At 61.2% G+C, this 11,346-nt stretch carries 10 protein-coding genes; 8 read left to right on the top strand and 2 right to left on the bottom strand.

Annotation, left to right across the window (positions count from 1 at the left end; translation table 11 throughout):
* The first annotated feature begins 14 nt into the window (after window positions 1–14).
* The gene (locus U8330_RS19815) at window positions 15–464 is read left to right on the top strand and encodes an Rrf2 family transcriptional regulator (RefSeq protein WP_323107384.1); all 450 of its coding nucleotides are present in this window, start codon (window positions 15–17) and stop codon (window positions 462–464) included.
* An 85-nt stretch (window positions 465–549) separates the two neighbouring features.
* On the opposite strand, the gene U8330_RS19810 is transcribed toward U8330_RS19815, so the two are convergent.
* Complete coding sequence (locus tag U8330_RS19810; protein WP_323106971.1) at window positions 550–2,460, bottom strand: AAA family ATPase; 1,911 nt, start codon at window positions 2,458–2,460, stop codon at window positions 550–552.
* A gap of 42 nt (window positions 2,461–2,502) precedes the next feature.
* On the bottom strand, window positions 2,503–3,120 hold the full coding sequence (locus U8330_RS19805) for a hypothetical protein (RefSeq protein ID WP_323106970.1): 618 nt from the start codon (window positions 3,118–3,120) through the stop codon (window positions 2,503–2,505).
* A gap of 603 nt (window positions 3,121–3,723) precedes the next feature.
* On the opposite strand from U8330_RS19805, the gene U8330_RS19800 reads away from it, so the two are divergent.
* The 7 genes from U8330_RS19800 (at window position 3,724) to U8330_RS19770 (ending at window position 11,020) form a co-directional block, all read left to right on the top strand.
* A complete protein-coding gene (locus tag U8330_RS19800; RefSeq protein ID WP_323106968.1) occupies window positions 3,724–4,266 on the top strand; it encodes a type II toxin-antitoxin system VapC family toxin in 543 nt (180 codons plus the stop codon).
* Between the two features lie 250 nt (window positions 4,267–4,516).
* The gene (locus U8330_RS19795) at window positions 4,517–4,699 is read left to right on the top strand and encodes a hypothetical protein (protein WP_323106967.1); all 183 of its coding nucleotides are present in this window, start codon (window positions 4,517–4,519) and stop codon (window positions 4,697–4,699) included.
* Window positions 4,700–4,736: 37 nt separating this feature from the next.
* Window positions 4,737–5,375, top strand: coding sequence for a hypothetical protein (locus tag U8330_RS19790; RefSeq protein WP_323106965.1), 639 nt, complete (start codon window positions 4,737–4,739; stop codon window positions 5,373–5,375).
* Between the two features lie 50 nt (window positions 5,376–5,425).
* A complete protein-coding gene (locus tag U8330_RS19785; RefSeq protein ID WP_323106964.1) occupies window positions 5,426–5,926 on the top strand; it encodes a hypothetical protein in 501 nt (166 codons plus the stop codon).
* A 53-nt stretch (window positions 5,927–5,979) separates the two neighbouring features.
* The gene (locus U8330_RS19780; protein WP_323106963.1) at window positions 5,980–8,208 is read left to right on the top strand and encodes a Mu transposase C-terminal domain-containing protein; all 2,229 of its coding nucleotides are present in this window, start codon (window positions 5,980–5,982) and stop codon (window positions 8,206–8,208) included.
* Between the two features lie 14 nt (window positions 8,209–8,222).
* Complete coding sequence (locus tag U8330_RS19775) at window positions 8,223–9,203, top strand: ATP-binding protein (protein WP_323106962.1); 981 nt, start codon at window positions 8,223–8,225, stop codon at window positions 9,201–9,203.
* Window positions 9,200–11,020: a TniQ family protein gene (locus U8330_RS19770; protein WP_323106961.1), complete on the top strand. Its 1,821-nt coding sequence runs from the start codon at window positions 9,200–9,202 to the stop codon at window positions 11,018–11,020. Before U8330_RS19775 ends, U8330_RS19770 begins: the two co-directional genes overlap by 4 nt.
* Window positions 11,021–11,346 lie beyond the last annotated feature (326 nt).

The raw sequence follows: 11,346 nt of genomic DNA, 5'->3' as shown, positions 1-11,346 counted from the left end.
AGAAGGGATCGGGGATGAGAAAGAACAGTGGACTGTCGCGGATGCTGCATGTCCTGATCCACATGGGGCGGCACGACGGGACGATGACGTCCGAGATGATTGGGCGAATGCTGGATGCCAACCCCGTTGTGATCCGCCGCACCATGGCAGGACTGCGTGACCAGGGCTATGTCAGTTCGGTCAAGGGCCATGGCGGCGGCTGGAAGCTGACGCGACCGCTTGCCGAGCTGACCCTTCTCGACATCTATCGCGCCGTTGGCGAGCCATCGATGTTTGCGGTTGGCCCTGCGTATGACATGCCCGGTTGCAAGATCGAGCAGGCGGTCAACGCCACGCTGGATGAAGTCTTGACCGAGGCGGAGCAGCTTCTCCGGAACCGGTTTGCGGCTGTGACGCTTGCCGATGTCGCTGAAACGTTTCCAAGTCCCCCAGAGCTAGACGGCAATGCATGTGCGTCTTCATAGCCCATGTTGCATCTCGAACGCTTGCTTGACCGGACTTGACGTCCCTAGCAATCATCTTGACACGCAGAAGCTAGAACCGCCTCATTCAGCTCCCTCCAATATCTTCCTGGAAACCACATAAGAGCCCCCCAGCGCCAACCGCGAGCCTGACATCCTCACCTGCAATCTGATGCTCACGCAGAAGTCGCTTTTGAAGTTCAACACACACCTGCTCGTTTTCTCCGAGGATGTACCTGGCGCGGTCAAGCTGTGTGCGCAGAGTCGTGTCCACCAGCTTCATCAACGCCGCATCCGAGTGCCTGAGTGACTTCGAAACCCGCTCGTTCAGGGGACCGTAGGAAGCCAGCCGGCTGCCGAACCCATGCAGCCGCTCGACCTCGATTGCCACCTTTGTCGCCTGCTCGAGGTCCGAACCGTCGTGGCCAGACGATCCGTCGTCGCGCAAGCCCAGGAACAGCTCCTCGGCGGCCATGCCGGCCATGTGCAGGGCGATGAGGTCGAAGTAGTGCTGCAGCGTGCGGCGCTTCCAGCGCTCCGTCTCGAAGCAGGCTCCACCCAGAAATTGGGCTGTGCCCGTTTCAGGAATCACCGGCGATACCGCCACGTAGCTCAGATGCAGTCCGAGGACCGTGCCCACGACCGCATGGCCGATCTCGTGGATGACTGCCGCGCGAAGCTGTTCATCGGAGACCTGGACGAAATGTGGGAGTGCCGATTGGAGATCAGCCTTCTCGAGCGGACGCCGGTCCTTTCTCGCAGCCCTGCGCGCCTCCCGTACGATCCGGGCGATGTCCGCACCGGAAAGACTAGATGTCGTCGCTGCGGCGATGTCGAGTTCTTCGTCGGCCAGTTCCCCTGCCACGTGCATCCTGAAGATCGCCTTGCGTGCCGGCGTGTCGGGAGGCCCGATTACAATGTGCCGATCCAGCCGGCCCGATCGCAGGATAGCGGGGTCGATCAGGTCCGGGTTGTTGCAGGCCGCGACGACGACCACCCCTTCCCTGCCCAGGGTACCGTCGAGACATTCGAGAAGGCCGTTGATCGCCTTGACGTCGTAGGACCTATTCTGATGTTCGTCCGCGCGGTCTCCGAAGGCGTCGAGCTCGTCGATGAAGAGGATGCTCGGTGCCTGGGCACGTGCGCTGTCGAAGCTGCGGATCATCGCCTTCAGGAAGTCCCCCAGATGGCCTTTTGCCTGCCACCGCGCCGCTGAGGCATGGACGAGCGGAACGTCGCAGGTTCGTGCCAGAGCCTTCGCGAAGATCGTCTTCCCGGTTCCCGGCGGCCCAGATAGAAGAAGCCCCGGATCGACATCCTGCCATCCGATCCTCCCGCTTCGCCAGTCGGCGAGATCCGCCGCCAGTTGGAGACCCCAGTCCCGTGCGGCACCATAGCCGGCCATCTCCTCGAGGCGCGGTGCCGCCTCGCCCCGTTCTTCGCTCCGTACCGTCTCAGGCACGGTTTCAGCGATACGTGCCAGTGCCGACAGAGTTCTGCTCACCGGCCGGCCGGGGCGCATGATCAGCCGCAGACGGTTCAGGCCGGCCTCGGCGAGCAGGCCTGACTGCAGATCGTCGATCTCGATGCTTCGAAACCATCTTACGACGCCCTTGATCTGCCTCGCCGTCGGCCGTGGAACCTCAACGATAGCGTCGAGGACCGGCAGGATATCTGCAGGAACAAGATCCTTCCTCTGGAAGATGAGGATCGCTCGTTCATGCCGGAGAGCCTCTCTGGCGATCTCCAGCTTGCGCCGGGGACCGTCGTCGAACACGACGGCCTCCCCGCTGATGTCGCGCATCCGGTGGTAGCCGTCGGGCTCGATGAACGCCTGCGCCGCCGCACGGTAGATCTCGACGTCGTCCCAACGGTCGACGACGAGACCGATCGCGAAGCATTTCGCGCGGCACAACGGACGGATGCGGCTGCGGATCGCGGAATAGGCGAAGTACTCGGCCAGCCCCAACTGCGGCAGCCTGTGTGAGATCATCTTCATGGGATCATGCCTCTGGAACAATGGTTGAACGGACGCCGGCGTCTACCGTTCTATTCGCCGCACCACCGTCTCAGGGCCGAGCGGACCCTCGTCGAGATCGACCTCCAGGTAGCCGTGGAGGATCATGGAAGCGATCGTCGCCACGGCGTTGCGCTCCCGCACGACCGAAAGGCATTCGGCCATCGTCAGGCTTCCCATCTCCGCGAGTGCTGCCAGCAGCCGGATGCGGTCGCCGAGCGCGATATCGAAGTGGCCATAGCGGAGGAGATCTCTTGCATTCTTCAGCCTCCAGCCGGATTCCGGATCGTATGGCGATACTACCCGGCAGTCGTGGCCGGCCTTCTGCGCCACTGGGACCAGCCAGTCCAGGACAAAGAGTTCTCCTTCCCGGACCTTCACAAGAAAGCCCGAGCCTGCAGAGGACACGTCGAAATCGACGACGACTTCGTCCAGGCCATTGCTGAACACGATATCCGAGGGTTCCCAGACCGAGACGGCGGGATCGACGTCAAGAAGACACGCGTAGTCTCGGGCGGCCTGCGATCGATAGAAGGGTAAGCCTGCGCACTTGATCGTGGCAGACGGGAAATAGGACTGGAACGTCGATGGACTACTCGGCGCTCGACCATCCGGTCTGCTGCCGCCTGAGAATGCCTTCATGGCAAACACCTCCGATCACGAATTGAAAAGCCGATGGCCGGACTCCGTCCGGTCGGTTCAACCTATTCGTATCTGGGTGCGATGGCTCGACATGCCTGGAACGAAAACAGAACAGAAAGATGCTGTCAAGCCTTCTACTTCCGTCAGCCGGAACTTCCGATAGCATGGACTCCCGTCAGGTTGAACAGACATAGCAAGTGGCAGACAAGAAGTTGCATAGCCAGTATCGATATCGAAAACCTCGATATAGATCTTGCGTGAAATCGATTCGACAGATATTGTCAAATTGTAAATCGGATATAGACAAGTTTCTTGCTGTCAATCACCCGTCACGGGTCCGGGCTTGGAGAACAGTTCCTCCAAGGATTGCTTTCTTGGCTTGAATACTATCTCAAACACACCAGTCTTGTCTTCCACGCGCTGGGGGCCGAGCATTCTCGCATCGTCGAATACTTTGTTGATCCGGGATTCAGCCTCGGATCTTGGTATCTTTGGGGATCTTGGCATGAAGGAATCCTTCAGTTCGATAGGCAAACGCCGCTCAAAGGAACGGATCCTGTTCCAGTCGGCTAGTGCAACTTATTCGGTGAAAGGATTCCGTCAATGCAGCAGGACCTTCTACTGCTCGATACGAACGTCCTGAGTCTTACCAGCCGGCAGATCCCTCCTCCGGGACTGCGCCAATGGCTGCTGGATGTCGGCCTCGACCGGCTGGCTGTCTGCTATCCGGTGATCGCAGAGATACTTCGGGGCGCGCACCTTGTCCGCAAGGTCAACGAGCGCCGCTCGGGAGAGCTGCAGACCTGGATCGAAGAGATCCGGGCCACGGACTTCGCGATGCTGGACATGACATGGGAGGTGGCGGACATCTACGGACTTCTGAGCTCGACACGCAGCCTGAAACATCTGTGGGTTCCGTGCCCGTCTGCAAAGCATGAAGGGATCGGCCATGACCTGATGGTGGCCGCGGTCGCCATCGCGCACGAAACACCGATCATAACGGGGAACACGAAGGACTTCCTCAAGATCCACGAGGTGCTGGAACTGCCCGGACTGTTCGATCCCTTGAAGGAGATATGGTTGCTGCCGCCGGAACGGGCGATCGACCTGCCGGCAATGAACCATGGACTGACCACAGCGATCTAGTCGACGCCGCAACTTGAGCCGTTTCGGGACAGTTTATCGGCAGCTTCACCACAAGTGGCGAAGTGTGCCCTTGGAGACCAGGATTCGCCAGGCCGGGGCTCGCCAAACAACCGGGAAGCCGGTACCTCTTCCACCAGACGACAGGAGCTACGCATGGACAGGATACGTCAACTCATAATGTGACCTCCGGAGACGAACTCCGGAGACCCAGTCACGCTATGCCGTATCTTGTTCACGTAAGGACCGCTCCATGCATTTCGCACGTCAGGCTTACCGCCATATCCAGCTTCGCCGCGCCGGCCTCGGCTTCCTGAGCCTCCCCCCGATCCTTCCTCCGCGCACCCATGATGCTGCCGGCCCGACCGGCAGGATCGGCCGCGCCGAAGGATCGGATTGCGGAATATCCTGGAACCCCGGCAGAAGCGAAGACTGAGACCGCTTTCTGGAACGAGCCGGAAGCGTGGCATGCGGTGCGCAAGCCGCCCGCCAAGCATGCCAGGACGCTCCGCGGCTTCTCGGTGCACGGCGACGAGGTCGTGTATCACGAAAGCGGTCTCGAGCGGCGTGTTTCCCTGATCCTGCAGGCCCGCAGGGATGTGAAATCCGTCCACTCCCAGTTCCCTGTACTTCTCTACCGTGACGCCGAAGGTAAGCTGCGGGAGCACATCTGCGACTACTGCGTCGTCTTCCACGACGGGTTGGTGGTGGCGGTTGCTGTAAAGCAGCACAGGAAGGCCGCTTCGATGGCGGATCTCCTCGCCCGCATCAGGGCGGAAGGGTTCGTCCGGAAGAACCGGAACGGCTCCACCGTCAGCGCCGCCGTGCATGACATCCGTCTGATGACGGAGCGCGATGCGACATACGCTGCCGGCGAGAACGCGGAGCGCATCCTGCGGGCACGCAAGATGCGTGACGACGCCGAATATGCAAGCGCGCTTGAAGCCGTGCAGTCTTTCCACGGACCGTTCCGCTTCGGAGAGCTTCTCCGCGGATGCCCCGACCGGGCTCCCCGCCGCACCGCCATCCTTTTGCTGATCGACGACGGCGTTCTCCTGACAGAAACGCGGGATCGCATCGACGACCTGACCCGGCTGATGGTCCGGCGATAGATCAGAAGTCACCCCCCTCCCCGATATCGCCACAACTCACGGAGCAAGCCATGAAGCCTGAACTGCCCCACCGCACCTTTCCCGGCAACTCCCCGGTCGAAATGCGCCCCAGCGACTGCTTCAGCGAAGGAGGCATCGACTGGACGCCGGTCAAGTCGAACACGGAGGGCTGGACGTTTGTCGACCGGAAGAAAGCTGGCGACGAACGGTTCATCTCCCATTCCGAGGTCCGCCAGATGCTCGCCGATGGAAGCGCCCGTATCCGCTGCGGCCGCGACGCTCGCGGGAGTGATCCTGGACGCGCCATCTTCGAAGATCTCACGTTCACGGAAATCACCGGAAAGAAGCGCGATCTGGCGCTCTTCCGCGAGAAGATGATTCACCTCTACGACGCTGACCGCGTGAGCCTCGGCAGGAAGCCGCGCTGGTCCAGGGAGATCTTCGAACGCGATCTGCGCAGGTACCGCAAGCGGATCATCACGGAGATGCTCCGTCCCACACCGGTGCAACGTCGCCTCGAAGAACTGACCAGGCTGATGGCCCGACGGTAGACCCGACAGCTCGGATCACCCACTCCCCCCTGCTGCAGAACAAGGAACACATCATGCAGTCCGAACCCATGATCCCCACCTTTTTCCGGTACGCCCTCGTCAACATGAGCTCCAGCACCCGCTTCAGCGAAGCGGGTGTGGACTGGAAGCCGGTCCGCAGGGACGCCGAAGGCTGGACGTTCGCCAACAGGAAGAACGCCAGCGACGAACGCTTCGTCCCCCATGCCGAGATCTACAACAAGCTTCTCGATGGGGAAGCCCGGATCAGCTACGACTATGACGGGCCTGAGAACGACCGTCTGCGCGCCATCTTCGGAGAACGCACCTTCGCGGAAATCACCGGCAAGAAGCGCGATCTGGCGCTTTTCCGCGAGAAGATGATCCACCTCTACGACGCTGACTGCGTGAGCCTCGGCAAAAAGCCGCGCTGGTCCAAGGAGATCTTCGAACTCAACCTGCGCAAGTACCGCAAGCGGATCATCATGGAGATGCTGAGTCTCGACGATGACAACAGCGTCCGGGCCGACACGATGATGGAGATGTCTGCATTCCCGACGCCTTCGGTGAAGACCTTCCGAAGGGACTACAAGCGGTACCACGCCTGCGGCGGCCAGGTGCTCGGCATCGTGCACCGTCATCACGGTCCGGGTCTACATATGCGCAAGGTCGATGCCGAGTCGCTTTCGCTCGCGCATAAGGAAGCACGCAACTACCTGTCGGACCTCAAGCCCAGCATGGCCGCCGTATACAAGGGATACCTGAAGGAACTGTGGAAGGCGAACGAGGACCGGGCGTTACCCTTGGTCAAGGTCACCCGCTACAAGTTCGAATCCATCATCTACTCCTTCGACGCGTTCGACAGGTGGGACAGCCGACACGGCCGGGCTTCGGCCTTGAAGAAGTTCCATATCAACAAGCGCAGGATCGAGGCTCTGTCGGTCGGCGAGCGGATCGAGATCGACTTCTGGAAGACCGATCTGATGGCACTCTTCGTTGAGACCGGAACGTGGAATCTCCTGCCTTCCCACCTCAAGGAGGCCGTGTCCGGAAGGCGCATCTGGTTCGTGGCGGCGATCGACGCGGCGACGCGCTACGTGCTGGCCTTCAAAGCTGCTCTCAGCCCGAGCGCCGTGGTCGCAGTGGACGCAATCCGCATGATCATGTCGGACAAGCGGCATATTTCCACCCTGGTCGGAGCGGAAACCCCTTGGGTCGGCATGGTTCGACCGCGCAATATCTACAGCGACAACGGCAGCGAGTTCGCAAACGAGGTGACCGAAGCCGCCATGCGCGCCGCGAGGATTTCGTTCAGCCGGCCGGAAGCAGGCAACCCGAAGGCTCGCCCTTTCGTCGAGACGCTGTTCCACGTCCTCGGACCGCTGCTCACCGCGTTCTTCACGGGACAGACCTTCCGTTCCATCGCGGAAAAGGGTGACTACGACCCCGAGCAGCAGATCAGCCTGTTGGTGGATGAGATCATCCCTCTCCTCACCCTCGGTGTCTGCGACCTGTATCACAACAAGCCCCATTCGGGCCTTGGCGGAGCGACGCCTCACAATGCCTGGCTGAGAGCGACGCAGGAGCATGGGCTGAACTTTCCGAGCCAGGACGCAGGATCCATGCTCGACATCTTTGGCAAGCGGTTCAAGCGCCGTATCGGCGGCTATGGCATCGTGTTCATGGGCATCCCCTACGCTTCCGAAGAACTACAGCGCCAGCGGATGAAGTTCGGGCAGATGGAGTTCGACGTCAAGGTCGACCCCGAGAACCTCGCGACTATCTCCGTGAGGGGCGACGAGGGCTGGTTCGAAGTGGGTAACCAGGTCGGGATCGGAAAGGGTCTCTCGCTTGCCGAGTGGATCGAGGCGCGTAACGAACTCAGGAAGCAGAACGCCGCTGAAGCGGAAGCGGGACTGGATGCGATGTACCGTGCGATCGACCGACTTCGCAACTCGGGCCGGGCGGCCGCGCTCCGCGCCAACCTGACGCCGCGTACGCTCGATGCCGAGCACTATCTCCGCATTGAATCCGACGTGTTCGGAGCCTGGGTGGCTGTCAGGTCCGCCGATACCCCCACTGTGACCGAAACGTTCGCGATCCCCGCAGATCCGCTCCGCGACGGTTCGGTCTCGCCTTCGACTGCCGTGCCGGACTTCCACGCCGAGCGTAAGCGCGATGGGAGGAAGAGCAGGACCCGCACGTCTCCAGGCACGGAGCCGATGGAACAGCCTAACGACGTATCCGAAGAGGATACCGGGCAGTCGTACTACGAGGATTATTGAGAATGGACGATAGCATGATCACTCCCGAACGCAGCCCGGCCGTCAACAGGGCGAGGGCGCTCCGCGCCGGCTACCTGCATCATGCGCGCGACAAGCGGCTGGCTTCCATGCTGCGCGAACTGGTGGACAACGTGGAGGCCTGCCGCGAAGGTCTGGGTTCGCGCCGGCGGGCTCTGTTTCTCGTCGGAGCTTCAGGCAGCGGCAAGTCCTATGCCTTGCGCCACCACTTCTCCCTTATCCCGGAACTCCAGCCCTGGACGAACGAATACGGTGAGACGGTACGCCCCCTCCTGAGCATCGAGGCCCCCAAGCCCTGTACCGCGAAGGACTTCGCTATCGCGATCCTCCAGGCTATCGGCGTACCGTCGTCGAACAAGATGACGGAAGGTCAGCTCTTCGCGACCGTCAAGGCGCAGTTGCGCGAGCGCGGCATCGTCTTCCTTCATGTCGACGAGGCCCAGCATCTCCTGCGCCACGCAAGCAGCAGAGCAGTGGCCGACGTGCAGGACCGGCTGAAAAGCCTAATGCAGATTGACGATTGGCCGCTGCACACGATCTATTCCGGCGTGCCGCAGCTTGCGGAGCTGCTCGAGGGTGACCCGCAGTTGGTGAACCGGTCGATGGTCATGCGCTTCATCCCTTTGTCCATGCCGTCCGACAGGAGCATCGTCATGGAGGTGCTGACCGACATCGTCGTGGGAAGATGCGGACTGAAGATGTCGGAGGGGATCCAGGCCGACGACTTTCTCGGACGCCTCTGCGCCGCCAGTGGCGGATGCTACGGAAGGATCATCGAGGCGGTACAGGCAGCGTGCAGTCTCGTCATGCAGAAGGAGAAGGACACCGTCGATGTCCGTGCCTTCGCCCACGGCTACCAGACCAACACCGGCTGTCTGCCGGGCGACAACATCTTCACCGCAGCCCGTTGGAGCGAGATCGACCCCGCGAACGCGCTTACCGATCTTGTCCATTCGGGCCGGAGGGCCGCACGATGAGGCTTCCCATCACCGTGCCGCACCACGACGACGAGGCGGCGATCGATTTCGTCGCACGCCTCGCTGCTGCGAATGGGTTCAATTCGCTAAGCGAATTCCTTGAGCATGCCGATCTCGCATCCTCCGCACTCATCTCCGGGGATCATGATGCCATGTCTATGGTCGGAACGTGGTCGGGTGTCGCTATGGCCCGGCTGGAGGCGATGGCCGTATCGTCGAGCAGCCCAGGAGGCGCGTGGCAGCTCGGCTTCGCGACTTTGAACAGGGATATGCGGCCTGGCCGGACGATGCGCTTCTGCGCCTGCTGCGTCGTCAAGGACAGGCTAAAGGAAGAGGGACGGCTTGCGGCTCGCGCGTATCGTCGCGCGTGGTGGTCGGTTCGCGCGATCGAAAGCTGCGGGCTCCACGGGTGCTCTCTGACCGAGGTGGAGATGGAGGCCGGCACCGATCTCCATGACTTTCCGCTGTTCGTGTTGCGCAACACCAAGATGATCGCCACGGCAGCGGCGTCCGCCGAACGAGCTCGCCAACCACGCCTGGACGCCTATCTGCAGGGTCGTGTCCTCTCGAAACCAGCCGCTGGTTTCCTTGACGGACTCGACGCGCATGTCGCCGTCGAGTTGGCGCGTCATCTCGGCGAGTACATCGCATCCCATGACCTTCAGGACAGGATGATCGAACAGTTCGATCCCCCGGAGTGGGGCTTCAGTGTCGCATCCGAAGGAGCCGACGAGATCCGTGCGATGCTCGCAAAGGACATCGACAGACTCCGTCCGAGGACGAAGCATGTCGGACAGATGCTCGGATCTATGAGCAGATGGCTCCGCCGCCATCAGGACAAATCCGCGTATCAGGAAGTGGTCGATCTCATCCAGGACATTCTGGAGCGGAACATGCCGTTCGGCGAAGGGCAGATCATCTTCAGACCCGTGGCCCGACGCCACCTCTATTGCCTCAACTCCGCTCATGCCGAATTCGGTGTCCAGACGAAGCGGATCAGGGCGCTCATGAAGGCAAGCGACGACAGCTTCGACGACGGGTACTCGGATAGTGCGACCTACATCCCGGCAGACGTGCTTCGCCCGATCCTGCAGAGCGCCGCGGACACTCTCACAAGCGTGGAGGCGGCAAAGATGACAGGGATCAGTGAGAGACGTGTCCATAATCTGGTTTCCGCTGGAATCTTCGAGCAGGTGGAGACGCGCGACGGCAGCGAACGCTCCTACAGCCGCATCAAACCGTCATCGGTCAAGGACGTGCTGTCCCGACTGGAAGACGGGGCGACGCCCCTTTCCAGCGCCGACGGCTACGTCTCCTTGGCTGAGGCGACGAGGTACTGGAACCGTCGGTATCATGAGGTCGTCGCGACCGTTCTCGAAGGCCACGTGGAATCCTACATCATTCCGGGAGACGTACCGAGTATCGTCCGGATCAGAGTAGCGCCTGAGGCGCTCAAACACGTCGTCGATCCTATGGCTGGTGGCGACGAGGAGCTGATGCGCAGGGAGGAGGCAAAACGAGTCCTTGGAACGACGAACGCCACGATCAAAGCGCTGATCAGCCTCGGATACCTCGACGGGCGCATCCTCCCCATGATGAGCGGGCATAAGGTCCAGTTCATCGAGCGGCGTTCTATGTCGGAGTTCCAGCAGAGATATGCAACGCTGAGCCAGATCGGGAAAGCATTCGGCTGGAACCCGAGAAGCGTTCCGTCGAAGCTGAAGGATCTCGGCATCTCGCCGGTGTTCGAGCCGAGGGGAGCAGTCGCCCGCTTCTTCGAAAAGTCTGAACTGGCCAAGGCCGACATCCACATCTAGTCGGCTCGACCCGGTATCGAGTGGCCCGCTTCGGCGGGCTTTTTTGTGCCTTGTCGGCGAAGATGACCAAATCAAATCCAGCGTATGGACCACACCTTCTCGGATACGTCTGGAATCGTCGTTTGATTGCAATAGGAATATCGCGAAGATGGACAAACCAAAACCTCGCAATCAGCCTTCCGAGCGCTGCCCGAAAGTGAGCATTCGAAAAGCGGACGTTTCCAAGATCCGGACCCGGCTTTTGCCCGTGCCACCCTGGCGAAAGCCCCGGCAAATCCGGCCGACCACACAGCAGGGATGACAGACGCGATCGGCGCTCTCTATAT

The sequence above is a fragment of the Rhizobium sp. CC-YZS058 genome, from assembly GCF_034720595.1.
In the GTDB taxonomy this organism is placed as follows: Bacteria; Pseudomonadota; Alphaproteobacteria; order Rhizobiales; family Rhizobiaceae; genus Ferranicluibacter.
The sequence above is the reverse complement of the archived record's forward strand: the minus strand, read 5'-3'. Positions and strand labels throughout refer to the sequence as shown.

Bases quoted from the DNA above. Each gene is read 5' to 3' on its own strand.
- U8330_RS19770 (WP_323106961.1), top strand. From the start codon at position 9,200: ATGAGGCTTCCCATCACCGTGCCGCACCACGACGACGAGGCGGCGATC.
- U8330_RS19815 (WP_323107384.1), top strand. From the start codon at position 15: ATGAGAAAGAACAGTGGACTGTCGCGGATGCTGCATGTCCTGATCCAC.
- U8330_RS19795 (WP_323106967.1), top strand. From the start codon at position 4,517: ATGCATTTCGCACGTCAGGCTTACCGCCATATCCAGCTTCGCCGCGCC.
- U8330_RS19805 (WP_323106970.1), bottom strand. From the start codon at position 3,120: ATGAAGGCATTCTCAGGCGGCAGCAGACCGGATGGTCGAGCGCCGAGT.
- U8330_RS19785 (WP_323106964.1), top strand. From the start codon at position 5,426: ATGAAGCCTGAACTGCCCCACCGCACCTTTCCCGGCAACTCCCCGGTC.
- U8330_RS19775 (WP_323106962.1), top strand. From the start codon at position 8,223: ATGATCACTCCCGAACGCAGCCCGGCCGTCAACAGGGCGAGGGCGCTC.
- U8330_RS19810 (WP_323106971.1), bottom strand. From the start codon at position 2,460: ATGAAGATGATCTCACACAGGCTGCCGCAGTTGGGGCTGGCCGAGTAC.
- U8330_RS19780 (WP_323106963.1), top strand. From the start codon at position 5,980: ATGCAGTCCGAACCCATGATCCCCACCTTTTTCCGGTACGCCCTCGTC.
- U8330_RS19800 (WP_323106968.1), top strand. From the start codon at position 3,724: ATGCAGCAGGACCTTCTACTGCTCGATACGAACGTCCTGAGTCTTACC.